We start from the raw sequence: 25,300 nt of genomic DNA, 5'->3' as shown, positions 1-25,300 counted from the left end.
GTCGTACTAGTTGGCTTGGGCACAACGGATAAAAGAGAGAGCGGAATGCAAGAGTTAAACGAAGTTGGTTTGAGCGTGGCGGGAATGACTTGCCCAAGTTGTACAAGGCACGTTGAGGACGCGCTGCTGGCGGTCCCCGGCGTAACGCGAGCGGCTGTCGATTATCCATCGAACAAGGCGCAAGTCACAGGCAATAGGCTTGACGTGTCCGCGCTCGTAGCAGCAGTGGGCGCCCTTGGTTACGGTGCTACGCCTACAGACGAATTTGAAAGCAAAGAGCGCAGTGTTGAACAGCCAGGACTCCTTGGCAAAGCCGCCCAGTGGCTGAGCGGCGAGCGCGCGGTGGAGAAACCGGCAGGTCAGCTGCATGTGGCGATCATCGGTACTGGCGGCGCCGCTGTGGCAGCAGCGCTGAAGGCAGCTGAAAACGGTGCCCGTGTCACCCTGATCGAGCGGGGAACTATCGGCGGCACCTGCGTCAACGTGGGCTGCGTCCCTTCTAAGATCATGATTCGGGCAGCGCATATCGCTCATCTGCGACGCGAAAGTCCTTTTGACGTGGGACTGTCGGCAACGCCCCCAGTTGTCCTGCGTGACCGTCTGCTGGCGCAACAGCAGGCCCGTGTGGACGAGCTGCGTCATGCTAAATATGAAAGCATCCTCGAAAGCAATCCGTCGATCAATCTGGTGCGAGGCAGCGCCCGATTCAAGGATGGCCAAACGCTTATCGTGGAAGCGGCAGAAGGTGACACTCGCGAAGTGGCCTTCGATCGCTGTCTCATTGCCACTGGTGCAAGCGCTGCCATCCCGCCGTTGCCTGGTCTTGCAGGAACGCCATATTGGACGTCCACCGAAGCCCTGGTTAGCGAAGCCATTCCTAAACGGCTGGCAGTAATTGGCGCCTCGGTCGTAGCACTGGAACTGGCACAAGCGTTTGCGCGCTTGGGCAGCGAGGTGACGGTCCTGGCCCGGCGCACCTTGTTTGCCAGTGACGACCCTGCCATTGGCGAGGCCGTGACTGCAGCTTTCCGTGCGGAAGGCATCACGGTGCTGACACAGACGCAGGCGAGTGCCGTGACCTATTGCGACCGCCAATTCATCCTGACGACCGCGCAGGGCGAGTTAAAGGTGGATCAATTGCTTGTTGCCACCGGCCGCACGCCAAATACCGCAAGCCTGAATCTCGAGCGCGCAGGTGTGACGTTTGACTCGCAACATCGCATCCTGATCGATCAAGGCATGCGCACGAGTGCTTCGAACATTTACGCAGCTGGCGACTGCACTGACCAGCCTCAGTACGTCTACGTTGCAGCCGCGGCTGGTACCCGGGCTGGCATTAATATGACCGGCGGCGACGTAAAGCTCGATCTCGACGCCATGCCGGCAGTCGTGTTCACCGATCCGCAAGTTGCCACGGTAGGCTACAGTGAAGCAGAGGCCCAGCGCATTGGTCTGCAAACCGAAAGCCGTACGCTCACGCTCGACAATGTGCCGCGTGCACTCGCCAACTTCGATACCCGCGGCTTTATCAAGCTTGTTGCTGAGGCAGGGTCCGGACGCATTCTCGGAGTCCAGGCTGTGACACCGGAAGCAGGCGAAATCATCCAGACTGCCGCGATTGCCATCCGGGCCCGCATGACCGTCCAGGATCTGGCTAACCAGCTTTTCCCTTACCTCACCATGGTTGAAGGTCTCAAACTGGTGGCACAGACTTTTTCGAAGGATGTGACACAGCTATCGTGCTGTGCCGGCTAAACCTTGGGCACCAAAACAGGGACAGAGGAGTTTTTATGTTTTGTGACATCAGACTTAAATTACGCCGTGTACGCGCGTGCTTGACGATCGTACTGGCAAGTACCGCAACGTTAGGCATGCCAAACCAAGCGTTGGCGGCTTATGATTTTTCTAAGCTCGGCGCCGCGATTGAAACATTGTCGCCAGAGACCGTCAGTGATTGGGAAAAGAAGGCCAGGGCTGGCGATGCCATGGCTCAGAACATCATGGGTCTTGCGTACAAATGCGGTATGGGCGTAAAGCAAAACCACGCGGCATCGATCCAGTGGTTCCGCAGGGCGGCCGAGCAGGGTGAAGCCGATGCACAGTTCAACCTCGGGCGCCTCTACGGAAGTGAAGTCGACGGTATGTATAAGAATGGGCGTGCGGCTCCTGCCAACGATGCAGAGGCTTTCAAGTGGTACCGCCTCGCTGCCGAGCAGGGACACACGCAGGCTCAAGTCAGGCTGGCCCAGCTGTTTGCAAAGGGTCTTACCGACATCGCGCCCGACCAGGTGCAGGCATACCAGTGGATGAGTCTGGCCGCAGCGTCGGGAGAACCGACAGCAGCAAAAGTCGTTGCAGACTATGCAGCTCAAATGAAGCCCGAACAGTTACAGCAAGCCCAGCTGCTGGCCGAGGAATGGCAACGCCGGCAAGGCACAAAGTAATTCGTCTTTGTTAAGCGCAGGACGTAACCGCCGAGTAAGGTTTATCCCGGTTGATCGCTGCCCGATATAACAGGTGGAAAATGGACAAGACTATTTATTCCAAAAAGATTGCCGAAAGCCTTTCATCTGGCAATCATCCTAAAGAGTTCGCAACGCTCTTTGTCGCGCTGCTCCGACAGCTAGCGATGGGGGGACCTGTATCACGCGAAAAGCTCGCCGGCGCACTCGGATGGTCTGGAGCGAGAGTTGCAACGGTACTTGAGCAGGCACCTGGTACGGAATATGACGACGAGGCCAATATCATTGGACTGGGGCTGACACTACGTGAAACCTCTCACGTTTTTGAGGTGGATGGCCGTCATTTGTACACATGGTGTGCGCTGGACACCTTGATGTTTCCCGCCTTGACCGGCAAGATTGCCCGTGTCACTTCCCGCTGCGCCGCCACCGGTAGGCCGATCACTCTCACCGTTGCACCAGAAGCAGTGCTTCATGTCGAACCGGCAGAAGCAATGGTTTCACTGCGAACTCCGGATACTTCGCCCGACATTCGTTGTTCGTTTTGCTGTCATGTGCATTTCTTTGCGTCTCCGTCTATTGCAAATTCGTGGGCTTCGACCCACCAAGGGATTGAGGTCGTGCCTGTCGAGAGTGCGTTCGACCTTGGTCATGATGTCGCGCTTAAGCTGCTAGAGGACTGCGAGGAAAGCCCAGTATGAATGCGTACTCGATATCGAAGCTGGCTGATGATGCTTGCGTCAGCGTGCATGTCGTGCGCGACTACATGATACGCGGCTTGTTGCACCCTGCTCGGCGAACCGAAAGTGGCTAGAACATTTTCGATGACAAAACACTCGGAAGGCTGCGGTTTCTCCGCGCAGCCTTCGAGTCCGGAATTGGGCTCGACGAACTGGCGCGACTTTGCAAAGCATTGGACGCAGACGATAGCGAAAGCCTGGACCGATGCGTCGAGCGCGTGCGATGGAAGATCGACGTGCGTCGAACAGTTTTGACTGTCGTCGAGGCCTCTTTGAATGAAATGGCGGCCGGTGCAGCTACTTGAGGTCCGGCCGGTAAAAGCGTTGGAATTAGCCACTTCGTATATAATATATTGATTAATATAGCTTTTTCGATGAATGTTTGACTAAAGCCTTTATCGCGACAGTGACTCCTGAAGCTGCTTAAACTGCCCCTGAATCACCGCTTTTTCCTGAAGAATCAACTTGTTCTCATCGGACAGAACTTCCGCTCTATTCTGAGAGGCTTTCAGATCCGTTTTGGTGACCTCTAATGCTTGGGATAGTACGGCCACCTGCTTATCGGCATCTGCTTTCTGGCTTGCGAGTGCGGCAATATTATCCGCCAATTGTTTGCTTTCATGCTTCCGCTCCCGGTTTTTTGCCGAGGCGTCGTTAAGTTGATGCTCCAAGTTCTGGATATCGGCCACTTGCCTATCCAAGGTGCTTTTGTGCATCGCATTGGCCTGTTCGAGCTCATGCGTTTGTCGTTGTAATTGCGCATTAGTGTCTATCAGCTCGGACGCTCTTGACTCGGCTTGGATGAGCCGGTTTTGCAGGTCTTGAATCTGGTCTTTCAGGCCCCGGTTAACCATCTGGAATTGCTCGCGCTCCTGCTGCCGGTCTTCGGCGGTGCGTTGCTGGTAGGGGGCACCTCAGAAAACGGAAAATAAAGCACGCTAAGCTGTGGAAGCCCCTGCCAAGCTCGTTCCACCTTGCAACGACGCAATCAGCGGACACGAAACATTCCCCTGCCGCGAATGGCAGGCGCACACCAGGTCAGACAGCACAGCCTCCATGCGCGCCAAATCGGCCATCTTCTCGCGCACGTCTTGGAGCTTGTGCTCGGCCAGGCTGCTGGCCTCCTCGCAGTGGGTGCCATCGTCGAGCCGCAGCAACTCGGCGATTTCATCCAGGCTGAAGCCCAACCGCTGGGCCGATTTCACGAATCGCACCCGTGTCACGTCCGCCGCGCCATAGCGGCGAATGCTGCCATAGGGCTTGTCCGGCTCGGGCAACAAGCCCTTGCGCTGATAGAACCGGATGGTCTCCACGTTGACGCCGGCTGCCTTGGCAAAAACGCCAATGGTCAGGTTCTCCAAATTATTTTCCATACCGCTTGACTCCGTACATGAGTACGGAAGTAAGGTTACGCTATCCAATTCAAATAGGAGATGGAACCATGAAGCTCGCCCCATATATTTTAGAACGTCTCACCCCGACCAACCGGCCCAAAGGTTTTGCGGAGTTCTTGGTCGCGCTACTGGGTGAACTTGCCAAGGGACGCCCGATTTCGCGAACTACGCTTGCCAGGACTCTTGGCTGGCCCGCTGAGCAAGTGGCGGCTGTGCTCGAACAAGCCACCAGTACCGAATACGACAACGATGGGAACATCATCGGCTATGTCCTCACCTTGCGCGAGACGTCGCATGTCTTGGAAATTGACAACCGCCGGCTGTATGCCTGGTGCGCGCTGGACACCCTGATGCTCCCGGCGTTAATCGGCCGTACAGCTCGCGTCTCGTCGCATTGCGCTGCAACTGGAGCACCCGTTTCGCTTACGGTTTCACCCAGCGAGATACAGGCTGTCGAACCTGCCGGCATGGCGGTGTCCTTGGTATTGCCGCAGGAAGCAGCCGACGTTCGTCAGTCCTTCTGTTGCCATGTACATTTCTTTGCATCTGTCCCGACGGCGGAAGACTGGGCCTCCAAGCATCAAGGATTGGAAGGATTGGCGATCGTCAGTGTCCACGAGGCTTTCGGCTTGGGCCAGGAGTTTAATCGACATCTGTTGCAGACCATGTCATCTAGGACACCGTGATCGGATATCGACCCAATGTTCTACGGCACCGGCATCGGATTCGCAGCGCGCGGATTGAACTCGGCGAAACGGTATATGCATTGCCGTGAACCGACCCAAAGGAGGTGTTCGATGAACGCCTACACGGTGTCCCGGCTGGCCCTTGATGCCGGGGTGAGCGTGCATATCGTGCGCGACTACCTGCTGCGCGGATTGCTGCGGCCAGTCGCCTGCACCACGGGTGGCTACGGCCTGTTCGATGACGCCGCCTTGCAGCGACTGTGCTTCGTGCGGGCCGCCTTCGAGGCGGGCATCGGCCTCGGCGCATTGGCGCGGCTGTGCCGGGCGCTGGATGCGGCGAACTGCGATGAAACTGCCGCGCAGCTTGCTGTGCTGCGTCAGTTCGTCGAACGCCGGCGCGAAGCGTTGGCCAATCTGGAAGTGCAGTTGGCCGCCATGCCGACCGCGCCGGCACAGCATGCGGAGAGTTTGCCATGAACAGCCCCGAGCGCATGCCGGCCGAGACGCACAAACCGTTCACCGGCTACCTGTGGGGCACGCTGGCCGTGCTGACTTGCCCCTGCCACCTGTCCATCCTCGCTGCCGTGCTGGCCGGCACAACCGCCGGTGCATTCCTTGTCGAGTATTGGGTCATCACGGCGCTCGGTTTGACCGGCCTGTTTCTTCTGTCACTGGCGCGGGCGTTGCGGGCATTCAGGGAAAGATCATGAGCGCTTCCCGGCCGGATGGATGGACTACGGCGGAGGGCCCAAGCGTTCGAGCGCGGGCAAGGCTTTCTGTTCGCAAAGCCGATGCCGGCGGCGGCATTCGCCGTCTTCGTCAGTCAATGGAGGGGTGCCACCATGAATGCAAATGATCCGACCGCCACCAGTTGCTGCGTGTGCTGCAAGGAAATTCCGCTCGATGCCGCCTTCACACCGGAAGGCGCGGAGTACGTCGAGCACTTCTGCGGGCTGGAGTGTTATCAACGTTTCCAGGCGCGGGCCAGCACTGCGACCGAAACGAGCGGCGAACCGAACGCTTGCGGTTCGCCGCCGTCAAATTGAGACAAACCACGCTTTCGCTACGTCGCCTCATGTCGGCATCAAATTCGGCTGAGTAGCTTCTCGCCATCTGGACGTAGCTCGCCCTTGGGTGAAATATGCCGATACAGGGTCTGCCGCGTGATGCCAAGTTCCTGGCACAGGTCGCCGACCTTGGTCTCTGACTGCCCCATTGCCGCCATCGCCAGCCGCAGCTTGGCGGCGGTCATCTTGAACGGCCGGCCGCCTTTCCGGCCGCGTGCCCGTGCTGAGGCCAGGCCCGCCACGGTGCGCTCGGCGATCAACTCGCGCTCGAACTCGGCCAGCGCGGCGAAGATACCGAAGACCAGCTTGCCGGCGGCGGTCGTGGTGTCAATGGCCGCGCCGTGCCCGGTCAGCACCTTGAGGCCGATGCCGCGTCCGGTCAGGTCATGGACGGTATTGATCAGATGGCGCAGGTCGCGCCCGAGCCGATCCAGTTTCCAAACGACCAACGTGTCGCCTGGCCGTAGTGCCTTCAGACAGCTCGCCAGACCGGGACGATCCTCGCGTTTTCCGGACGCTTGGTCTTCATAGAGATGCGCCGGATCAACACCGGCCGCGACCAGCGCATCGCGCTGCAAGTCCGTCGCCTGGGAGCCATCCGCCTTCGATACTCGCATGTAGCCAATCAGCATCTTGTACCTGTCACATATACGTTCGATTATGTGACAGTTTGCATCGGGAAGCTCTGCACGTCAAAATTTGTCACTTAACCCGTCATTCTGTCTAAGGCATGCAAAGGGTAGGCTAGGCTCATAATGTGACAGAAATTCCGGGGGGATGCCTTCCTTCGCGAAGGTGGCGCGCAACTGTTCCAAGGAAGCGGGGTCGCGCCGACCATAGGAAGCCAACGCGAACAGCGAGCGTGCCGTCTCGGGGTTGTGTCGTGCTTCAATGATGGCCTCATCAATGGCCTGGATTGCACGCTGCCAGTGATCGACGGGTTCGGGCTTCGGCGCTTTCGCCGGCAGGCCACTGGTGAACCCGGTTTGGGGCTCGGACCAGAATAGCTTTGCGTGCTCGCCTGGCGGGCTTATATCCCTCACCTCAATCAAGCTGATTGCCGTTGCCGCCGCCTCCAGCATCTGCAACCGTACTGCCGGGTTCAGGGTTTCATACGGTCGCCACAGACTTTGCCCAGCACGCAGCGGATGCCCGCAGCATTCCCAGATTTGGCGGAGATACCCCGCGTAGGTGCCGCACGTCGAAAGCGGGGTGTTCAGCTCATCGAGCAGCGTGCGTAGCAGCCTAAACCACAATCCGGCGTGGATGCGTCGGCGCGGCAACTCCACGTGGCCGGTCGTCAGTGCCTGCCAGGTACGCTGGTCCATCGCCGCAATCGCGTCGCTGGCAGTGCGCGGTTCGGCGTCGGCGTTCTCCCAGCCGAGAAACCGCCCTGGCACGCCCCAATAGGATTCCAGCCAGCAGCCATGCAGTGGGCAGCTCAGCATCAGGGGCAGCTTCCACGCGAGCAGTACGGCTTGGTTCTCCGGATCGTTCAGACAGAGCGGGCAGGCGCGATGTATCGGCTGGCTGGGCAGCCAGGCACGCCAGCTCGTGATGGATCGCGTCCTACGGCGGAGTTTCGGCAGCAGCACCGAGAGCTGGAACGCATAGGTTTCCAATGCATCTGGAATCTGATCATCAAGGCTGTCCAGTAGCCAAGGCACCCAGCCGGCGAAACTCATGCAACGCAGCCGGTCCGGCTCGATGCCGCTCCGCTGGGAGAGCATCGCCAGCAGCGCCAGTGGTGGCGCGGTGTCCAGGTCATCAACCTGGCCGTGACCAAGATCGTGCTCCAGCAGCTCGGACACCTCCATGTGATAGCAAAGGGCCACGCGGTTGAGCCACGAAGACAAGGCTTCGCCTTCCCTGGGAGCCGGATGCAGTGGCCAGTGTGGCGCTGGCTTCACATCAGTTCCCGCTCGAATTGCCGCCGCCGCTCGCTGGGACCGGTGTAATCGGCCATGCTGAGCGTGCGATGGTTGATCGCTTCCTCACCGCTCTCCACGGCAGCGACGGCCGCCGCCATCAACAGGTGCGCCAGCTCGCCGATGGTGCCCTCGCTGCGCGTGAGCAGGTAGCGGGCCATATCCAGCGTGGCAATCGACGAGGGTCGCCGCAGCGGGAGCGAAGCCGCGAAGCTGGCCAGCAGTGAGCAGCAATCGTCGTTGGCCTCCCACACCGGCAGCATCATCGGCTCGAAGCGGTTTTCCAACTGGTCGTCCGAGCGGATCGCCAAGTAGGCATCGCGTGTGCCGACCCCGACCAGCGGGATGCGCAGCTCGTTGCCGAGGAAACGCAGCAGGTTGAGGAATTCCCGGCGGTTGACGCTGTTGCCGGCCAGGACGTTGTGCAATTCGTCGATCACCAGCATGCGCACGCCGACCTTGCGTAGCAGTGCCAGCGCCAATTGCTCCATTTCCGGCAGCCGTGGGCGCGGGCGCAATGGCGCGCCCATCGCGGCAAGTAGCGCGACGTAGAAGCGGATTACCGACGGTTCGGATGGCATCTGCACGACCAGTACCGGAATGTGCTCCTGGTCGGCGTCGGAGCTGGCCGGGTGGGTGCGGCGGAATTTCTCGACGATCATCGACTTGCCGTTGTTGGTTGGACCGACCAACAGCAGGTTGGGCATGCGTTGTTTGTTCGGCCACGCATACAGGGCTTCCAGCCGATTCAGCGCCTCGACTGCTCGCGGATAGCCGATCCAGCGGTCAGCGCGAAGGCGATGGATGCGTTCGTCCGCCGGAAGACGGGCCAAGCCCTGGGCCACCGGCATCAGGTGGGACAAGTCGATGATGGGATATTCTTCCACGGCTACCACTCCTCAATCTGGTCGAACGGTTTGGCAGGTGGCTGGTTGTCTGCCTGCGGGTCAGCCATGTCCGCGTCCGGTGGTGGCGTGGTTTTGAAAAGAACTGCCGTTGCCTTGAGATGCTGGCGTCGATCCGCGTCGCGCCGCGCCTTGCGCGTAGCTTTCTGCGCGGTGGACACGATTTCGCGCATCTGGCCGATCATGCGAAACAGCGCCGACTCATCCACCTGTTCGCGCCCTTGCTGCCGCAATTTCGCCAGCGCCTGTCGTTGTTCCCAGAGGGTGACAGCCGGGTGCGACAAGGTGCGGTATGGAATTTCCAGATAGTGCTGCCCCTCCGGCTCCAGCACCCAAATGCGGCTGATGTCGCGCGGGTCGCGCCGGATCAGGAACGCAGGCAAGCGGTCGCGCCGAGCTATCCACGGCTTGAGCGCATCGGCGTAGTAATGGATGTGGTCGATGACGAAGCCGGTGCGGGTCAGCGTGCGGCGGATGATGGGCAGAAAATCGACCAGAAAAGCCGTGGTGCGAGTGATGACGGTTGGCACGCCGGTCCGCGCGATAGCTTCGGCCCAGCGCGCTGCCGGCGGCTGGAGCAGGCCGTTGTGCACGGAGCCGTGGTAGGTGCCGACCGCCAATGTGAGCCAGCGCTCCAGCTCACGCAGCGTCAGGGCGGCCTTGTTTTCGGAATCGTAGTCGCCGCGCTGGTCAGGGTTGGAGAAGGTCGTCCCTGGCAATTCGTCGTGGATCATCTGCATCGCCGTGCCGATGATCCGTTCCACGATGCCGCCGTAGTGCGGCTGCCCGAGCGGGCGATAGTCAAGCCGGATGCCATGCTGCTCGCAGCCTCGGCGTAGCGCTTCGCTCTTGAACTCGGCCGCGTTGTCCAGGTAGAGCAGCCTGGGCTTGCCGCTCATCGGCCACTCCATTTCTATGTTCAGACCCTCCAGCCAGGGACGCTTGTCGCAGGCGACATGCACAAGGCACAGGCCGACCGAAACAGATGACGGCGCTTCCAGCGTGACGACCATGCCGAGCACGCAGCGGGTAAACACGTCGATGGCGATGGTCAGATACGGACGGCCAATCGGTTGCCGGTCGCGCTCGTCCACCACGATCAGGTCGATGACCGTGTGATCAATCTGCACTTGTTCCAGTGGCGCGGTCACGGCGGGAGGCTCACCACCGACACCTTGCAGGCTGCGGGACGCATCCTGACCTTCCCGGCGGCGAGTGGCCTTGAGCGGATCGAGGCCGGCGATCCGCAGAGCCACGGTGTTGCGCGCCGGCGCCCGCAGCTTTTGCGCTTTGCAAGCCTGCGCGACCTCGCGGTGGAACGCTGCCAGGCTACGCTTCTGCTTGGTCAGGAAGCGCTTTTGCAGCAACTCGCGGATGATGCGCTCAACTGATTCCGGCAAGCGTCCCTTGCCTTTTCCGCCGCCGGATCGGCTGCGAGCCAGGTCCGTCACAAGCCCAGCACCTTGCCGGGCACGGCGGATTAGGACATACACCTGCCGCCTGGACAGGCCAAGCGCGTGAGCAGCGGCATCGGCGGCTTCATGCCCGACCACATCAAGCGCTGCCAGCGGCCCGATGATTTCCGCCCGTTGCCGGGCCTGCGCCCAAGCCGCATCGGGCAGGGTGGCCACGCCTTGCTCGGCAATCAATGATGTGTCTGACGCCATGCTCACACCTCGCTTTGGTGCACACGAGTATTGAGCATAGTCGAGATTGGTGCAGATGACTTCTGATATTGCGTTGTCAGGAGTCGCCTGCACATCTGGCGTTACGCCCCGTCAATTGGTGCAGTCGTCTTCTGAAAATGACACCGGCTGATGTTGAACTCGCGGGCAAGCTGCGCCTTGGGCTCGCCGGCCGTCGCTCGCTGCCGCAGGGTAGCAGCCTGCTCATCGGACAGGGCTTTCTTGCGGCCCCGGTACGCGCCACGCTGCTTGGCCAAGGTGATGCCCTCACGCTGCCGCTCGCGGATCAGGGCGCGCTCGAACTCAGCGAAGGCCCCCATCACCGACAGCATCAGGTTGGCCATCGGCGAGTCCTCGCCAGTGAACACCAGGCCCTCCTTCAGGAACTCGATGCGCACGCCGCGTTGAGTCAGCTTCTGTACCAAGCGACGCAGGTCATCGAGGTTGCGGGCCAGCCGGTCCATGCTGTGCACCACCACTGTATCGCCTTCGCGGACGAAGCTCAGCAGCGCTTCGAGCTGGGGGCGCTGGGTGTCCTTGCCCGATGCCTTGTCGGTGAACACCTTGCTCACCTGTGTCTGTTCCAGCTGGCGTTCCGGGTTCTGGTCGAAGCTGCTGACCCGGACGTAGCCGATGCGGTGCCCCTGCACGATGTCTCCTTGGTTGAAGGCGGCTTAAGTGCTCCTTCTGTTCCGTTGTGCCTCAAACCCCGTTTCTGTCAGGCTGAAATCTATGACCTTCGCAGGCATGTGTCAAAAAATGCGAAAGATGACTCTATTCTGACTAAGCGGCGCGGCCCTGCCTGACATCCAGTTAGGGTATGCCTCAATCTGACGGTAGCGAGTCGCAGGCGTTCGGATCGGCATCGGTTTCGTTCCCTGTCTTGGCACGCGCTTCGAAGCGTTGATAACACTCCAACCCGCAGAAGTGCTCGACGTATTCCGCGCCTTCCGGGGTGAAGGCGGCATCGAGCGGGATTTCCTTGCAGCACACGCAGCAACTGGTGGTGGTCGAGTCACTTGCATTCATGGTGGCACCCCTCCATTGACTGACGAAGACGGCGAATGCCGCCGCCGGCATTGGCTTCGCGAACAGGAAGCCTTGTCCTGTGTCGCAGTCCGCTTGTCGCAATAGATCAAGACTCGCCGATGTTTCCACGCCTTCAGCCACCACATCCATGCCCAGCCCGTGCGCAAGCTGAATCACGGTGTGCACGATGGTTTGGTCGCGGCGGTCGTTGGCGAGCCCGGCGACAAACGATTGGTCGATCTTGAGCGTGCTGATTGGGCAGCACTTCAGATGTTGCAGACAGGAATACCCCGTCCCGAAGTCATCGGCGGCGAAGCGCACACCGATCTGCCGCAAGGCGTCCAGGGCGGGGAAGATCGCCGGATCACCAAACGCGACCGATTCGGTCAGCTCGATTTCGAGATACTCGGCGGGCAACTCGGCATCAGCCAGCACGCCCTTTACCCACCCGTCGAAGTCCGGTCCCACTTGGCTCGCCGAAACATTGACGGCCAGCCGGAACGGTCGCCATGCCAGCATTCGCCAGTCACGCATCTGGCGGCAGGCTTCGCCCAGCACCCAAGCGCCGATTTCAGGCATCAGGCCGGACGATTCGACCACGGGCAGGAACTGGCCCGGTGGCAATAGTCCAAGCGTCGGATGACGCCAGCGCAACAGGGCTTCCGCGCCGACAATCCCACCACTGCGCAGATCGACGACGGGCTGGTAGTGCAGTTCAAGCTGCCCGCGCTCGACCGCTTGGGCCAGTTCCGGCGTCGTCCATCCATCCGGCCGGAAAGCGCTCATTCTCTTTCCCTGAATGCCCGCAACGCCCGCGACAGGGACAGAAGGAACAGGCCGGTCAAACCGAGCGCCGCGATGACCCAATGCTCGCCGAGGAAAGCACCGGCGGTTGTGCCGGCCAGCACGACAGCGAGGATGGGCAGGTGGCAGGGGCAAGTCAGCACAGCCAGTCCGCCCCACAGGTAGCCGGTGATCGGTTTGTGCGTCTCGGACGGCAAGCGCTCGGGGTTGTTCATGGCAGACTCTCCGCGTGCTGTGCCGGCTCGGTCGGCAGGGTGGCCAACTGCACTTCCAGATCGGCCAACGCTTCGCGCCGACGCTCGACGAACTGACGCAGCAGGGCAAGCTGCGCGGCCGCTTCGTCGCCGTCCGCCGCATCCAGCGCCCGGCACAGCCGCGCCAGCGCGTCGAGGCCGATGCCCGCCTCGAAGGCCGCCCGCACGAAGCACAGCCGTTGCAAGGCGGCGTCATCGAACAAGCCGTAGCCGCCTGGTGTGCACGCCACCGGGCGCAGCAATCCGCGCAGCAGGTAGTCGCGCACGATATGCACGCTCACCCCGGCATCAAGAGCCAGCCGGGACACCGTGTAGGCGTTCATTGAACACCTCCTTTTTCTCACCCGGCGCAGCAGGAAAGCTGCTTCACATCCTTGTTGAAGGTCTGCGCCGCGAGCTTCAACCCCTCGACCATCGTCAGGTAGGGGAACAACTGGTCGGCCAGTTCCTGCACCGTCATGCGGTTGCGAATGGCCAGAGCCGCCGTCTGGATCAGTTCACCCGCTTCCGGCGCGACCGCCTGTACGCCGATCAGCCGATGGCTGCCTTCCTCGATAACCAACTTGATGAAGCCGCGTGTGTCGAAGTTGGCGAGCGCACGCGGCACGTTGTCCAAGGTCAAGGTGCGGCTGTCGGTCTCGATCCCGTCGTGGTGGGCTTCCGCCTCGCTGTAGCCCACGGTCGCCACTTGCGGATCGGTGAACACCACGGCCGGCATTGCGGTCAGGTCGAGCGCCGCATCGCCGCCGGTCATGTTGATCGCGGCACGGGTGCCGGCCGCTGCCGCCACATAGACGAACTGCGGCTGGTCGGTGCAGTCGCCGGCCGCGTAGATGTTCGGGTTGCTCGTGCGCATGCCTTGGTCGATGACGATGGCACCTTGCGCATTGACAGTGACCCCCGCTGCGTCCAGCGCGAGGCTGCGCGTGTTCGGTGTCCGACCGGTGGCAACCAGCAGTTTGTCGGCGCGCAATTCACCGTGCGTGGTGGTCAGCACGAATTCACCGTCCATATGGGCGACCTGGCTGGCTTGCGTGTGCTCCAGCACCTCGATGCCCTCGGCACGGAAAGCGGCTGTCACCGCCTCGCCGATGGCCGGGTCTTCACGGAAGAACAAGGTATTGCGCGCCAGGACCGTGACCTTGCTGCCCAGCCGGGCAAAGGCTTGCGCCAGCTCCAGCGCCACCACCGACGAGCCGATTACGGCAAGGCGTTCGGGAATGGTGTCGCTCGCCAGGGCCTCGGTGGAAGTCCAGTAGGGTGACTCTTTCAAGCCCGGAATCGGCGGGACCGCCGGGCTGGCACCCGTGGCGACCAGGCAGCGGTCGAACATCACGACGCGCTCGCCACCCTCGTTCAAACGGACGGTAAGGCTCTGGTCGTCCTTGAAGCGCGCCTCACCGTGCACAACGGTGATGGCCGGATTACCGCCCAGGATGCCTTCGTACTTGGCGTGCCGCAGTTCGTCGACGCGGGCCTGCTGCTGGGCCAGCAGCTTACTGCGGTCAATCGTAGGCACAGTTGCCGCAATACCGCCATCGAACGGGCTTTCCCGGCGCAGATGGGCGATGTGGGCGGCGCGGATCATGATCTTGGACGGCACACAGCCGACATTGACGCAGGTGCCGCCGATGGTGCCGCGCTCGATCAGCGTGACCTGCGCGCCTTGCTCGACGGCCTTCAGCGCCGCCGCCATCGCGGCTCCACCGCTGCCAATGACCGCTACCTGCACCGGGGGCTCGTTGCCACTGTGCTTTTCGGCGGCGGCCATCCATCCCCGCACCTTGTCGAGCAGTCCGACGCGGTTGTCCGCCAGTGGCGCATCGGCTAGCGTTGCCTTGTAGCCCAGTCCGGCCACGGCGGCAGTCAGCGCGTCCGGCGATGTGCCCGGCACGATGGCGAGTTGCGCTGTGCCCTTCGGATAGGACACCAGCGCCGACTGCACGCCTGGCACTTTTTCCAGCGCTTCCTTGACGTGCGCCGCGCACGAGTCGCAAGTCATGCCGGTGATTTTTAGATGGGTCATGCAACAGATCCTTTATCGTTTGTGGCGCCAGACAATGACGTCCGTTGTGCTGCGGTGCCGTTTTCAGTGACTCACTGCTTGACGCTGGACGGATAGCCCGCGTCTGCGGTTGCCTTGGTCAGCTTCTGCACGCTGGTCTTGGCATCGTCGAAGGTGACGACCGCTTGGCGTGTCTCGAAAGTCACGTCAACTTTGCTGACGCCTTCGACCTTGGAAATCGCCTTCTTGACAGTGATCGGGCAGGCGGAGCAGGTCATGCCCGGTACGGACAGCGTGACGGTCTGGGTGGCGGCCCAGACGGGGGCAACAACGGCGGCGAGGGCGAGGGAGGCAAACAGTTTCTTCATGGTGAACTCCGATCAGTAGAAAAATGGCATGACGTAGGGAAATCCGAGCGCGACCAGAACCAGCGCGGCCACGATCCAGAAAATGAGCTTGTAAGTAGCTCGCACTTGGGGAATCGCGCAGACCTCACCCGGTTTGCAGGCCGCTGCCTGCCGGTAGATGCGCCGCCAGGCGAAGAACAACGCCACCAGCGCCACGCCGATAAAGATGGGGCGATAGGGTTCCAACACCGCCAAGTTGCCGATCCAAGCGCCGCTGAACCCCAAGGCGATCAGAACCAACGGCCCGAGGCAGCAAGCCGAGGCGAGGATGGCGGCAAGCCCTCCAGTGAAGAGCGCGCCGCGCCCGGTTTTTGGTTCAGACATGCGCTTGTCCTTTCGAATTGAAATTGGATAGCGTAACCTTACTTCCGTACTCATGTACGGAGTCAAGCGATATGGAAAACAATTTGGAGAACCTGACCATTGGCGTTTTCGCCAAGGCGGCCGGGGTCAATGTGGAGACCATCCGTTTCTATCAGCGCAAGGGCTTGTTGCTGGAGCCTGACAAGCCCTATGGCAGCATCCGCCGCTATGGCGAGGCGAATGTAACGCGGGTGCGCTTCGTGAAATCAGCCCAGCGGCTGGGCTTCAGCCTGGATGAGATCGCCGAGCTGCTGCGGCTGGAGGATGGCACCCATTGCGAGGAAGCCAGCAGTCTGGCCGAGCACAAGCTCAAGGACGTGCGCGAGAAAATGGCTGACCTGGCGCGCATGGAGGCCGTGCTGTCTGAGTTGGTGCGCGCCTGCCATGCGCGAAGGGGGAACGTTTCCTGCCCGCTGATCGCGTCACTACAGGGTGGAGCAAGCTTGGCAGGTTCGGCTATGCCTTAGCGTGCTTTATTTTCCGTTTTCTGAGACGACCCCTTAGAAAGCCTAGTCAAAGAGCTGTCACGAGAACACCGTTAGCTTAGCGTACGATTTTTTCCGAATTCTGCGGTTCCCCCTTCCTCCGCATCTACGAGCTTGCACTGCAGGCCAGCTTCCGCGCAGATTTCACAATAGAACAGCTATCTGCCGAGCTAGGGCTGGTGGTGGACCAACTCTGGCCGAACTTTGAGAAAGCGGTTAGCGAAGCGGGATTGCCGATCGAGCAACTCGGGACCGAGTTGGTGCTTGGTGGATGGTCGTTGAAGAACGGCCGGATGATGGCCACGGCGTATGCGAAGAGTGACAGCCGGCGCCCTTGCGTTGTCCAGCCGATCGGGGGGCAGATGGCGTCGCCGGGCGAACCGCTCCAGGCCGCGACCCCTAGCATGGCCCAGGTGGATCTGCTGGCCCATGCGCGTCTCCAGGTCAGCTACCTCAATGGGCAATTGGGCCGGAAAGTAGCAGGAGGTCGACTGCTAGTTGGGTTTCTGCAGAAGGGGCAAGCCCTGCTCAAGGATCTAGGAGAGATCTAGGTCGCGGGAGTCAAATACGCTAGGGGCTGAAATCGAAGTTCAGGTCTGGCCCTAAGGCAGAAGGCCAAAGCAGACCAAGGTCGTCCGTGGATTTGGGATGTTTATCGAGGGCAGGGTGGATGTCCGCTTCTGGCCGGAAGCGGACATTGGGCGGCGACCGGCCCGGTGATGGCATCCGCCTTCGACCCAAAGCGGGCATCGTTCTCGACACACCTGAGTTGATCCGTACTCCAAAGCCTGTTTCCGCTACCCCTTGTAGTGCTCGACGTAGAGCCCCAAAGCTGCCAACGACGCATACACGGCGGACCCAGCGTTGGTCGCGTACAAGGCAAAGGGAACCGGAGGATCGCAGGGAACTGTTGCGATGAACCACGGAGCTGAGCTCGTCAAGCTCGTCCTAGGTGATGTGAGGAATCCTAGCTCCCTACGCATACCTAGCGCCTCGCGGACGTACGCCTTGTTCCAGCCGCCAGTCTTGCACGAGACCCCAAGAAGTAACTCCGTAAATGCGGGATAGCGACGGGTCTTAATCGGACGATATACACCGACGTCAATCTCGTGACGGTCAGCCGCTTTGACCACCGTCGTGCCTTTCCAGCTATGGCTTAGTGTGGTGACCTGCACTGAAATCCTAATCTCGAGCTTCTCAGTAGACGTAGATCCACTGATGTAATCGTGATCCGGATGGTTTGCTTTGCATGGAGATCCTCCAAACGTCAGGACGCCTGCCATCTTGGGGGTACACGTGAGCTTGTAGCCCGCACTATCGATGATTCGCAGAAGCCTAAGCAGCACCCGAAGTTCGTAAGCCTTTCCTTTCGCGTAGGGAGACCCGCTCGCCTTAGCACGCGAAATGGCTGCTTTCACAGCGTTGAGGATTGCTAACTTACTGATCGTCACAGTCGCGGTCCTCGTGGCGCGTGTTCCTCGCGAGGGTCGTCCGGTGGCAGATATCGAGCGATATAGGCCTCAAGATCTGCCTGCTCGTGATCCGTCAAACGCTGGGGTGATACAGTTGGTAGATGTGACCGGATTGAGCGAACTCGGCGACCTTCTGGTGTCTCAACAGTGTAATGAACGTCCTCCAGTCCGGTGAGACCTTGGACCAGCTTCCCGATCTCACCCAAGGTTTGCGAGAGGGCGTCTTGGGTCGTCACAGGTCTAAAATCGAGAACCGCCGCAAGTGCGGCTGCAGCTTGTGCATTCGTGTCGTCCTCGTAATCAGACATCGCCTGAACAATCGCGGAGCGAAGCGATCTAACAATTTGTGGATCAAGCTCAGACGCAAGGGCTAGCGCCTTCCCTATCTCCCTAATTACCTCTTCACCACCTTGATCTTCTGCCATTCACAACTCCACAGCTGTAGACATTAACGGGCCGCGCGGGATGAACCGCCCGGATTCTCTAAATTCAATTGCCGAAGGTTGCCGTTGGCAATGTTCCTTAAGAGTAAGGCACAGTGCGGTTTGGTTCCATAAGCGGATCGCGCTGGCTGTATCCCGAAGTGTGCGATGACGCCGAAGCTGGATAGTGTCGCTGAATTGGACCATCAGGCACTTAGGTCTGAGCCCTGATACAGATTGATGATATGACTCCAAGTCGCGTACGGGCTGCGAAGAGCACCGGCTACTTTGGTCCGCTTCTGACCGAAAGCGGACATTCGTTTAACCAAGGGTGAAGGAAACTTTTAGGGCCAGGATGGACTTCAACTCTCTCGTTCGCTCGCTTCTATCCGATGCGAAGATGCGCCGTAACAAGCCTCTGCGAGACTAGTGCGCGAGCCAGGTCGCTGACATTGCTCCATGGCCTATGACGTGCCCCGCACCCGCTGGTCAAATGGAACCGCCCTCGGCACCATGGGCACGACCATCTAAGGAGTTCTTCATGCTCTACCAAGATAAGTACGTCGCCTTCATCGACATGCTCGGGTTCTCCGCACTTGTCCAAGAGTCGGCAGCCGACATGAGCAAGCTTGATGAAATAGCAGAGGCCATCGACAGACTAAAGAACACAGCGTGCTGCAACCCAGCAACAGGACTTTTGTTCACTTACTTCAGCGACTGCATCGTCATATCAAGCAGCCGCTCTCCTGCTGGCCTTGCCGACATCCTGAGCTGCATCAGAATGTTGGCCGAGAACCTGCTAGTGGTTGATATATTGATACGTGGAGGGCTCACAGTTGGAAGCATTCATCATGATTCTCAGATGATCTTCGGACCGGCGATGCTGGACGCCTATCGCATGGAATGTAAGGAAGCACGCAATCCCATGGTGCTCGTGAGCGAAGAGGTGCGATCGGATGCTCGCGCTGCGGGGTTAAGCAACCTGTTGACGTGGGATGACGAAGAGCCAGACCGCCACTATGTCCACTATCTGATCTCGTACAGCGCTTATGACTCTAATCCAAGGGCGGGCGTCGTGATTCTCGATAGCCAGGCCGCTCTCATCCGGCATTTCATCGCCAAGAGGCTGCTAGGCGCTCCGGGTAAGATCCTGGATAAAGCCGAGTGGATGGAACGATATTGGAACGAGAAGGTGGCGACAGGTGGAATTCTCGGACGTGTTGACAGGGTCGCAGACCTTGTTAGGCCCAATGCGCGACCATTTCGCAGCAGACTCGCCGTTCTAGCACCGCAACCGGGCGCCACTAGTGTGGACTAGCGAATCAGGCAAGCAGCTGCCGATTCCTTGCAAAGATTCAATTCAATTGGCCATACGGAAGCACGTGCAATCCCTGATGGCAGTCGGGACCACCATCTCCCCATTGCCAGCCGCGTCTGAACCAGCGCCCGGAACGCTTCAGCGGAAGGGGCTGGTCCCTTCCGCTGGTGCCTGCCCTGGTTGCACCGGCTATGCGCGGCCACCACGTTCCCGGACACGTCTCTGCCCCCGTCCTGTTGGGCCACCAGGTGCTCGGCGGTGCATTGAAAGGCTCGGGCCTTACTGGCCTTCAGCCCGAGCTCTGAGGGTGCAGTGAGCCACATCGGCAGGCCGCAATAGAAGCAACGGCCCGATTGGGCGTAGAAGGCAGAAGTGCGAAGGGATCTGCGGCGTTTGGCGGTCATGGATGGCTCCGGAATCGAAGGATTCCCGTGCCCCCATTGGGTGGACCTCGGGCACCCGGAGCCTATTGGCTATGCGGGCACAACACCGGCGCTTTATAGCGACTGGCTAAGGCGTTATAGCTCAGCGCTTGAGCCGCTACAAGGCCCAGATGCCGACCAGAACGGGAGGGAGTCACCGACGCCCAGTTAAGGTCAAAGCTTGGTCAGGGGGCGAGCGACGCGCTTGAGCAGGTGGAGCGGGGCGTGGCGCGTCACCCAGGGAAGTCGCGGTGTTGTAGTCCTGCTCAACCCGCTGAACTGTTCGCACGTTCAGGCCCGAGATCTCGTCTAATTGTTCTTGCGACCAATGTCGCGACTGGCGGAACTGGGAAGTGCAGGCGACAAGCTCTGACCGATCAGGTGCGCAGTTGGGAACTCAAGGGCGAGCTGGATGTGGAGCCAGAAATCGAGGGCGTCTTAGGTGCGGATCCAGGAATCAAGGGCATCTTTGGGGGAGATCTGGAAATCGCGGGCGTCCTTGTGGGGAAATACGGGCGGACAGCTGTGGGATCTGGTGATGGAGCACGTATTCCTGTTACCTCGAAGTCTCTGCATTTCAACAGTCTACAGGGGCAGATCTCCCATCCCTAACAATCTGAATAGGCGGGCACCTAAGGGTATATGTGTTACTTCTCCGCTGGCTACAGGTATTTCTGTTACTAGTTCAGCGCGGAGTCTGACGGGGCTCGAGGATCGGTTGCGCCCCCAGCCATTCGGGAGTAGCGTCCAGAGCCTGTCAGCGACGTTCCCAGACGCTGCTCTCGACAGCGACTCAGATTCATGTTGACCATAACGCACCACCGAGCCCGAATGCATCTCTGCAGGTGCCCAGACCGCTGCCCGCGCGGATAGGTCTATTTGGAGCGCACGAATGAGTGTCACGACCAAGGCCAGGCAACGCCGACTAGGTGTGCGGCAAGCTCGGACAAGCAACTCGGCAAACCTCTGGACGCTGCAGTCTCCTACAGCTGAGTGCCCGGTGACGCTGAGTGGTGACCTGAGGATGAAGCTTTTCTTTTATTGCGAAGGCGACGCAAGCGTACGTGACGCAGAGTATCGCGAGTCATTGATACAGGTACATCTAGACAGCGGCTCAATCTGCCTTGATGCGCTGACTACGCTGATGGATGGCTCTATTCAGGCGCGGATGATCGATGATGGATCGGACAGGGCTAGGCGAGATATCGAAACACTGAGCGCGGATTGTGTCTATTCAGTCTCCGCTTTCAGCACGCGCGAATTGGGTCAGGCGAAGATGAGGATCCGCAACTGGCAAGCGGCAATCTCTGCTTTTCACCGGTGCCGCGGCTCGGACCTTACTTCCCTGGCAGAGGAGGTTGAATCGGTAGTTCGTCGATGCGGCAAGGTGACCTTAGGAGAGGTCATACGAGCCCTTAACCAAGTGCACCCAGCGGTGGTGATAGGAGCTGCGGTTCTTGCGCTGCGCGCTAGATCCATTGGCTCGGATATGGATGCAAATCCATGGTCTGTGCACACAAGGTTGCTCAGGAGTGAACATGACCGCTCAAATTAAGTTCAACCGGAGAACACTTCCGGCAGATCTTGCCAACTATCATGAGTGGCCGCCCTGTGAAACCAGTCTGTTGGACTCAGCTGATCTGGCGCTATTTGAGCAAAGACGGAAAGCCCTGGTCGCATACTTAGGTGGCCTCCGAACTGCCGAGATTGCCTCGCAGTTCGGGATCGAGCGTACTGAGGTCCTGCGGTACCTCAATCGATGCGTCGCGGTCTTGGGCGATGGCCGCATTGCGGGTTGGGCAGGCCTCATCAAGGGATTTCGCACGAGAGCGCCAACGCGATTCAAGCCCGTAAGCGCGATGCCAAGCCAGTCATTCGGCGGATATACGGGCGCTCTGTCAGCATTGCTTGATTCGCAGCCCGATGTGCAGCTCGCCTTGGACAAATACCTCGCCACTGGCATCACTCCAGGCGGGGCGAAGCGAGGGCGTATCAGCTACAAGGAGGCACATCAGATCTTTCTTGAGCTCTGTCGTGGCACCGGCCTGGGCAAGAATGAATGGCCGTTCTGTGTCGGCCGGTATGGCAGAGAGGCAATCCGGGTATACGTGAAGCAATTCTTCATTGCGAACCACGAGAAGGTTGCATCCCTGCAGTACGGCGAAGAGTGCAGGCAGCGCTCAAGGAGGCCTGGCGGAAAATCCGAAGGGCCCATTGCCCTGGCCCCATTTGAGATAGTAGAGGCTGACGAGCATACGGCCGACATCATCTTTGCCGTGGGCGTGAGTACTCCAAAGGGAGTCAAGTACGTTCCCAGCCGTCGTATGACGCTTATCGTCATCGCTGATAGGTTCACCAGCTTCATTCTGGGCTGGGACATCGTTGTCCGCCGGACAATTTCTAGCTCCGACTTCCTCAGGTGCATCGATCATGCGTCCGCTGGACAGTGTCTCTCGAACGAACTGCAACGTGCACTGGAAGCCACTCTCTCAATAGAGGCCGACGCTCCAGAATTGCGCCTTGGATTTGGCAGCCTCTTTGTCGACAACGCGCTCGCGCACCTATCAGACACGGTAGCCGACAGGGTCAGGGCGGAGACTGGCGCTGCAATCTCCTTCGGGGCGATTAGGCGACCGAAACGCCGATCGCTTGTCGAGCGGGTGTTTGGTTGGATGGCATGGAATGTTTTTCATCAGTCACCATCGACCACGGGAAACAGCCCGACGGACACCAGGCGCAACCAGCCGGAACGTCAAGCGGTCAGGCATCAGGTGACCCTTGAAAAGCTGATGGAAGAGACGTCCAAGGCCGTTGCCCGCTGGAACTCAACGCCTACAGAAGCCAATTACGGCAGCAGTCCCACTGACCAAATACTTGAGTACTACTCACCTGGTTCCGGGTGTCTGGCTCCACTAGGACCCCCTCGTCCCACCCTGACACCTCCGCTTCGAGTGGAGGTGGCTCCCGCTCCCGTTCGCGGGTCTCAGAAGAAGGGCAGACTCCCTCGCGTTAGCTACGCAAGCGTGGAGTACGGCTCGCCGATTCTGGCCACGCGCTGGGATCTGATCGGGCAGTCGGTCACGCTCCATGCAGATCCCTACGACATCTCCCACGTTCAAGCATACACACGCGATGGAAGGGAGCTTGGTGAGCTCGTACCAGTGAGTTCGCGGTGGCAGCATGAGCACTCCCTGGAGATCCGAAGACTGCTCAGATCCAAGATCGAAGGCACTCGGGACGAGCCCATTGGCGACATCGTTGGCTCGGAGCTTCAAGCACTGGCTCAGAAAGCCTTGGATGCTTGCGCAAGAGCCCCACGAACCACGCACGCTGCAACTGTCTTGGCCGAGGAGGGGAGGAAGGGGTACGCGCCGGAGATGTCATCTAGAAGCGCAGGGAAGCGTATCGATACGCAGACACTGGCATCCCGTGTTCGCAAGTCTAGAAACATTGACTTTTCCATCATCGGAAAATGATGAGGTCGACAATGGAGATCCACGAGAGCATTGCCGCAATCCAAGCGACCTACCCATCTTTACGGGACCGGCATCCATTGCTCATGGCGTCGGCCGTACTTCCCACCGCCCCAGTCAAAGAGGCGGCCCGCCTGGTCTTTGACCGGGCACAGCGATTTCGCTCCTCAATCGCGTTCTGGGCGCATCCCTTGTGCGGGAAGTCTTCATGCATCTACGCGCTGCAGATGCTGGCGCCTGTCCAGTACCCAGGATCGGCGTTCGTTATCTATGAGCCCTCTTCAAAGGACGTGGCGGCGGAAGGCGCATTGATCGAAGACCTTCTCTCCGTGATCGACTACGAGCCCCGCGTACTTCGCTCCCTTGCAGGAAAGCGCGACCAACTGATGCGGGCTCTCTATGCACTCTCAGTTGCCGGAAGGCACCTCTTCCTGGTGGTTGACGAAGCGCAGAACTTGCACGCCAAGGATCTAGGCTGGTTGAAGCGTATAGTCAACTGGCTGAACACGCATGAGGTCAAAGTAACGGTTGTCCTGTTCGGTCAAAGCCAGCTTTGCACGATGCACCAACAGTTCATGGCCGAGATGCCAGATCTGACCATTAGGTTCATGGCGGAGCTGGTTGAGTTCAGAAGCCTGCAAGATCCGGCCGACCTGCGCGTCGTTCTCAAGTCGTGTGACGATGAGACCGAGTACCCTCGCGGTTCAGGCTGGTCGTATACGCAGTACCTGTGGCCAAACGCCCATGCCGCTGGGTTTCGCTTAGCCAATTGCGCTACAGATCTGTACGACGCATTTCGGTCTCAGTCTGAGGGTGCGGTTGATCGCGAGGGCGTCAGCATGCAGTGGGTAGCCGAAGCACTGATGTTGGTCGGCCAGGACGGGGAGGAAAGTGATACTGAAGGGATGACGATTCCGCAGGAAGTCTGGGAGCGAGCGATCCTTGATTCCGGCTACCGGTCTAGGACCCCTGCAGCGCTGGCCGCGACAGCGATGGGGAGGCGTCGCACACAGAGGTCGCCATGATCGCATGGAGCCGAAGCCTGATCGATGCCTACTGTTCGTCTTGGACTATCATCCAAACATTGGAGTGGTTCAACTGCATTGAGCTGAAGTGGATGCCAGTGCGCCGAGACTGGCGAGTGGCGCTCGCGAGATCGATTGCACATCTCGCAGAACGCGACGCAAACGACGGTGAATTCGTCGATGAGGCAGAGCAGCTTGTTGCCGTTCAGTCAGCTCTGACTGAAAGGTGCCGATGGTTGAAAGATGAAGAACTTCGTTACTGCCCAGCCTGCGTTCAATCTGGGCGCCACTATCAGTACCAACAGGATAAAAGATTTGTGCGTTGCGTCCTGCATCTCGCGCGCTTGCAGACGGGCTGTCCTCACTGTTCAGTGGCACTGAACACAAAAGGATCTCTAGTGCATGGATTCACATGCGATGCCTGTGGCGAGACACTGCTGAAGTATCCTATACCGGGATCCTTGAAGACCAGCGCGAGTGTCTCCTATGCGCGCACACTCGATGAACTGCATCAATGGCTAAAAGATGCCAATGCATCCCTCCTCAGATACCAACGAGCATGCAGCGGGCACACATCGATATGCTGGGACGGCGATCAAGCCGATAGCCATGCTGGCACGTATTGGTACGCACTTATTCAACACCCGAAGTCCATAGTGCGGAACGCGCTGGCACCGACGCCTGCCTCCTTCAGGGCGTTTCGGGCAACCCCTCTAGTGCAGGCACTTCCAGCTAATGACGGTAAAGCGGCGATCAAGCCCTACCAAGACCTGCTCAGATGCGTCGCACGTCAGATAAGGCGCACCTATCTTAAGGGACACTCTCGCTGCCGCATTCATGCAATGAGGTCTATGGGTGGGGGGCGCACCCGGATCAACTCCTGGTCTCCCGTTACACTCAAACCGCATTTGTGCTGCGCTGGACAGGCGTACGCACTATGGCTGCTCCAGCGGC

24 protein-coding genes and 3 pseudogenes are annotated in these 25,300 nt (G+C 59.7%); 12 read left to right on the top strand and 15 right to left on the bottom strand.

All coding sequences use genetic code 11. The features are described from left to right. The first annotated feature begins 45 nt into the window (after positions 1 to 45). The 4 genes and pseudogenes from merA (N5C18_RS13315) to merD (N5C18_RS13300) all read left to right on the top strand — a co-directional run bounded on the left by merA (N5C18_RS13315) (position 46) and on the right by merD (N5C18_RS13300) (position 3,507). Positions 46 to 1,755: a mercury(II) reductase gene (merA, locus tag N5C18_RS13315; protein WP_011405608.1), complete on the top strand. Its 1,710-nt coding sequence runs from the start codon at positions 46 to 48 to the stop codon at positions 1,753 to 1,755. 35 nt (positions 1,756 to 1,790) lie between these two features. Next, the gene (merG, locus tag N5C18_RS13310) at positions 1,791 to 2,444 is read left to right on the top strand and encodes a phenylmercury resistance protein MerG (RefSeq protein WP_011405609.1); all 654 of its coding nucleotides are present in this window, start codon (positions 1,791 to 1,793) and stop codon (positions 2,442 to 2,444) included. Between the two features lie 80 nt (positions 2,445 to 2,524). Next, the gene (gene merB / locus N5C18_RS13305) at positions 2,525 to 3,163 is read left to right on the top strand and encodes an organomercurial lyase MerB (protein WP_011405610.1); all 639 of its coding nucleotides are present in this window, start codon (positions 2,525 to 2,527) and stop codon (positions 3,161 to 3,163) included. Beyond that, positions 3,160 to 3,507, top strand: a pseudogene (merD, locus tag N5C18_RS13300) (mercuric resistance transcriptional repressor MerD). Before merB (N5C18_RS13305) ends, merD (N5C18_RS13300) begins: the two are co-directional and overlap by 4 nt. Before the next feature lie 90 nt (positions 3,508 to 3,597). Here merD (N5C18_RS13300) and N5C18_RS13295 read toward each other — a convergent pair. Further along, entirely contained in the window at positions 3,598 to 4,056 is a 459-nt protein-coding gene (locus N5C18_RS13295) for a hypothetical protein (RefSeq protein ID WP_011405611.1), read from the bottom strand. Between the two features lie 84 nt (positions 4,057 to 4,140). After that, entirely contained in the window at positions 4,141 to 4,575 is a 435-nt protein-coding gene (locus tag N5C18_RS13290) for a mercury resistance transcriptional regulator MerR (RefSeq protein ID WP_010981353.1), read from the bottom strand. Between the two features lie 68 nt (positions 4,576 to 4,643). Between N5C18_RS13290 and merB (N5C18_RS13285) the strand changes: the two genes are divergently transcribed. The 4 genes and pseudogenes from merB (N5C18_RS13285) to N5C18_RS13270 all read left to right on the top strand — a co-directional run. Continuing rightward, positions 4,644 to 5,282 (top strand): organomercurial lyase MerB, encoded by a 639-nt coding sequence (gene merB, locus N5C18_RS13285; RefSeq protein ID WP_011405612.1) that lies wholly within the window; start codon positions 4,644 to 4,646, stop codon positions 5,280 to 5,282. Between the two features lie 111 nt (positions 5,283 to 5,393). Next, positions 5,394 to 5,759, top strand: coding sequence for a mercury resistance co-regulator MerD (gene merD / locus N5C18_RS13280; protein WP_000995361.1), 366 nt, complete (start codon positions 5,394 to 5,396; stop codon positions 5,757 to 5,759). Beyond that, a complete protein-coding gene (gene merE / locus N5C18_RS13275) occupies positions 5,756 to 5,992 on the top strand; it encodes a broad-spectrum mercury transporter MerE (protein ID WP_005413392.1) in 237 nt (78 codons plus the stop codon). The genes merD (N5C18_RS13280) and merE (N5C18_RS13275) overlap by 4 nt, the downstream gene beginning before the upstream one ends. A 54-nt stretch (positions 5,993 to 6,046) precedes the next feature. Continuing rightward, a pseudogene (locus N5C18_RS13270) lies at positions 6,047 to 6,328 on the top strand (DUF3330 domain-containing protein); the annotation flags it as partial. Positions 6,329 to 6,366: 38 nt separating this feature from the next. Here the strand turns inward: N5C18_RS13270 and N5C18_RS13265 are convergent. The 11 genes from N5C18_RS13265 to merT form a co-directional block, all read right to left on the bottom strand. Further along, positions 6,367 to 6,981 (bottom strand): recombinase family protein, encoded by a 615-nt coding sequence (locus tag N5C18_RS13265; protein ID WP_010981357.1) that lies wholly within the window; start codon positions 6,979 to 6,981, stop codon positions 6,367 to 6,369. Between the two features lie 60 nt (positions 6,982 to 7,041). Next, a complete protein-coding gene (locus N5C18_RS13260) occupies positions 7,042 to 8,259 on the bottom strand; it encodes a TniQ family protein (protein ID WP_011405615.1) in 1,218 nt (405 codons plus the stop codon). Next, positions 8,256 to 9,164, bottom strand: coding sequence for a TniB family NTP-binding protein (locus N5C18_RS13255; protein WP_000393453.1), 909 nt, complete (start codon positions 9,162 to 9,164; stop codon positions 8,256 to 8,258). Before N5C18_RS13255 ends, N5C18_RS13260 begins: the two co-directional genes overlap by 4 nt. 2 nt (positions 9,165 to 9,166) lie before the next feature. Beyond that, positions 9,167 to 10,849, bottom strand: a complete 1,683-nt coding sequence (locus tag N5C18_RS13250; protein WP_010791757.1) for a DDE-type integrase/transposase/recombinase — start codon at positions 10,847 to 10,849, stop codon at positions 9,167 to 9,169. Positions 10,850 to 10,950: 101 nt separating this feature from the next. After that, positions 10,951 to 11,517, bottom strand: a complete 567-nt coding sequence (locus N5C18_RS13245; RefSeq protein WP_071227358.1) for a recombinase family protein — start codon at positions 11,515 to 11,517, stop codon at positions 10,951 to 10,953. 175 nt (positions 11,518 to 11,692) lie between these two features. Continuing rightward, on the bottom strand, positions 11,693 to 12,682 hold the full coding sequence (locus tag N5C18_RS13235) for a DUF3330 domain-containing protein (protein ID WP_003132006.1): 990 nt from the start codon (positions 12,680 to 12,682) through the stop codon (positions 11,693 to 11,695). After that, positions 12,679 to 12,915 (bottom strand): broad-spectrum mercury transporter MerE, encoded by a 237-nt coding sequence (merE, locus tag N5C18_RS13230; RefSeq protein WP_003132004.1) that lies wholly within the window; start codon positions 12,913 to 12,915, stop codon positions 12,679 to 12,681. The genes N5C18_RS13235 and merE (N5C18_RS13230) overlap by 4 nt, the downstream gene beginning before the upstream one ends. Beyond that, complete coding sequence (gene merD, locus N5C18_RS13225) at positions 12,912 to 13,277, bottom strand: mercury resistance co-regulator MerD (protein WP_000995360.1); 366 nt, start codon at positions 13,275 to 13,277, stop codon at positions 12,912 to 12,914. The genes merE (N5C18_RS13230) and merD (N5C18_RS13225) overlap by 4 nt, the downstream gene beginning before the upstream one ends. A 17-nt stretch (positions 13,278 to 13,294) precedes the next feature. Further along, entirely contained in the window at positions 13,295 to 14,980 is a 1,686-nt protein-coding gene (gene merA, locus N5C18_RS13220; RefSeq protein WP_003156770.1) for a mercury(II) reductase, read from the bottom strand. Between the two features lie 71 nt (positions 14,981 to 15,051). Then, positions 15,052 to 15,327, bottom strand: coding sequence for a mercury resistance system periplasmic binding protein MerP (merP, locus tag N5C18_RS13215; protein ID WP_003131987.1), 276 nt, complete (start codon positions 15,325 to 15,327; stop codon positions 15,052 to 15,054). A 12-nt stretch (positions 15,328 to 15,339) separates the two neighbouring features. Then, complete coding sequence (gene merT, locus N5C18_RS13210; RefSeq protein ID WP_003131974.1) at positions 15,340 to 15,690, bottom strand: mercuric ion transporter MerT; 351 nt, start codon at positions 15,688 to 15,690, stop codon at positions 15,340 to 15,342. Between the two features lie 71 nt (positions 15,691 to 15,761). Here merT and merR point away from each other — a divergent pair, with 71 nt between their 5' ends. After that, positions 15,762 to 16,196, top strand: coding sequence for an Hg(II)-responsive transcriptional regulator (gene merR / locus N5C18_RS13205; protein ID WP_005413387.1), 435 nt, complete (start codon positions 15,762 to 15,764; stop codon positions 16,194 to 16,196). 2,453 nt (positions 16,197 to 18,649) lie between these two features. Next, positions 18,650 to 19,426: a hypothetical protein gene (locus tag N5C18_RS13200; RefSeq protein ID WP_032966761.1), complete on the top strand. Its 777-nt coding sequence runs from the start codon at positions 18,650 to 18,652 to the stop codon at positions 19,424 to 19,426. Here N5C18_RS13200 and N5C18_RS22795 read toward each other — a convergent pair. Together N5C18_RS22795 and N5C18_RS22790 are read right to left on the bottom strand one after the other, a co-directional pair. Then, positions 19,423 to 19,749, bottom strand: a complete 327-nt coding sequence (locus N5C18_RS22795) for an HNH endonuclease (protein WP_323162603.1) — start codon at positions 19,747 to 19,749, stop codon at positions 19,423 to 19,425. The genes N5C18_RS13200 and N5C18_RS22795 overlap by 4 nt on opposite strands. Positions 19,750 to 20,002: 253 nt before the next feature. Next, positions 20,003 to 20,185 (bottom strand): annotated as a pseudogene (locus tag N5C18_RS22790) (hypothetical protein); the annotation flags it as partial. A 1,201-nt stretch (positions 20,186 to 21,386) separates the two neighbouring features. On the opposite strand from N5C18_RS22790, the gene N5C18_RS13195 reads away from it, so the two are divergent. After that, positions 21,387 to 23,324 (top strand): Mu transposase C-terminal domain-containing protein, encoded by a 1,938-nt coding sequence (locus N5C18_RS13195; protein WP_033835132.1) that lies wholly within the window; start codon positions 21,387 to 21,389, stop codon positions 23,322 to 23,324. A gap of 11 nt (positions 23,325 to 23,335) precedes the next feature. After that, on the top strand, positions 23,336 to 24,346 hold the full coding sequence (locus N5C18_RS13190; RefSeq protein WP_195743626.1) for an ATP-binding protein: 1,011 nt from the start codon (positions 23,336 to 23,338) through the stop codon (positions 24,344 to 24,346). Positions 24,347 to 25,300: the final 954 nt, after the last annotated feature.

This window comes from Stenotrophomonas sp. GD03930 (assembly GCF_029839665.1).
Lineage (GTDB): Bacteria > Pseudomonadota > Gammaproteobacteria > Xanthomonadales > Xanthomonadaceae > Stenotrophomonas > Stenotrophomonas forensis.
The sequence above is the reverse complement of the archived record's forward strand: the minus strand, read 5'-3'. Positions and strand labels throughout refer to the sequence as shown.

Excerpts from the sequence above, each read along its gene's own strand:
- merR (WP_005413387.1), top strand. The coding sequence starts at position 15,762 with ATGGAAAACAATTTGGAGAACCTGACCATTGGCGTTTTCGCCAAGGCG.
- merE (WP_003132004.1), bottom strand. The coding sequence starts at position 12,915 with ATGAACAACCCCGAGCGCTTGCCGTCCGAGACGCACAAACCGATCACC.
- merD (WP_000995360.1), bottom strand. The coding sequence starts at position 13,277 with ATGAACGCCTACACGGTGTCCCGGCTGGCTCTTGATGCCGGGGTGAGC.
- N5C18_RS13195 (WP_033835132.1), top strand. The coding sequence starts at position 21,387 with ATGACCGCTCAAATTAAGTTCAACCGGAGAACACTTCCGGCAGATCTT.
- merA (WP_011405608.1), top strand. The coding sequence starts at position 46 with ATGCAAGAGTTAAACGAAGTTGGTTTGAGCGTGGCGGGAATGACTTGC.
- N5C18_RS22795 (WP_323162603.1), bottom strand. The coding sequence starts at position 19,749 with ATGTGGCTCACTGCACCCTCAGAGCTCGGGCTGAAGGCCAGTAAGGCC.
- merG (WP_011405609.1), top strand. The coding sequence starts at position 1,791 with ATGTTTTGTGACATCAGACTTAAATTACGCCGTGTACGCGCGTGCTTG.
- N5C18_RS13235 (WP_003132006.1), bottom strand. The coding sequence starts at position 12,682 with ATGAGCGCTTTCCGGCCGGATGGATGGACGACGCCGGAACTGGCCCAA.
- merP (WP_003131987.1), bottom strand. The coding sequence starts at position 15,327 with ATGAAGAAACTGTTTGCCTCCCTCGCCCTCGCCGCCGTTGTTGCCCCC.
- merD (WP_000995361.1), top strand. The coding sequence starts at position 5,394 with ATGAACGCCTACACGGTGTCCCGGCTGGCCCTTGATGCCGGGGTGAGC.
- N5C18_RS13250 (WP_010791757.1), bottom strand. The coding sequence starts at position 10,849 with ATGGCGTCAGACACATCATTGATTGCCGAGCAAGGCGTGGCCACCCTG.
- merA (WP_003156770.1), bottom strand. The coding sequence starts at position 14,980 with ATGACCCATCTAAAAATCACCGGCATGACTTGCGACTCGTGCGCGGCG.
- N5C18_RS13290 (WP_010981353.1), bottom strand. The coding sequence starts at position 4,575 with ATGGAAAATAATTTGGAGAACCTGACCATTGGCGTTTTTGCCAAGGCA.
- merB (WP_011405610.1), top strand. The coding sequence starts at position 2,525 with ATGGACAAGACTATTTATTCCAAAAAGATTGCCGAAAGCCTTTCATCT.
- merE (WP_005413392.1), top strand. The coding sequence starts at position 5,756 with ATGAACAGCCCCGAGCGCATGCCGGCCGAGACGCACAAACCGTTCACC.
- N5C18_RS13200 (WP_032966761.1), top strand. The coding sequence starts at position 18,650 with ATGCTCTACCAAGATAAGTACGTCGCCTTCATCGACATGCTCGGGTTC.
- merB (WP_011405612.1), top strand. The coding sequence starts at position 4,644 with ATGAAGCTCGCCCCATATATTTTAGAACGTCTCACCCCGACCAACCGG.
- N5C18_RS13295 (WP_011405611.1), bottom strand. The coding sequence starts at position 4,056 with ATGGTTAACCGGGGCCTGAAAGACCAGATTCAAGACCTGCAAAACCGG.
- merT (WP_003131974.1), bottom strand. The coding sequence starts at position 15,690 with ATGTCTGAACCAAAAACCGGGCGCGGCGCGCTCTTCACTGGAGGGCTT.
- N5C18_RS13265 (WP_010981357.1), bottom strand. The coding sequence starts at position 6,981 with ATGCTGATTGGCTACATGCGAGTATCGAAGGCGGATGGCTCCCAGGCG.
- N5C18_RS13190 (WP_195743626.1), top strand. The coding sequence starts at position 23,336 with ATGGAGATCCACGAGAGCATTGCCGCAATCCAAGCGACCTACCCATCT.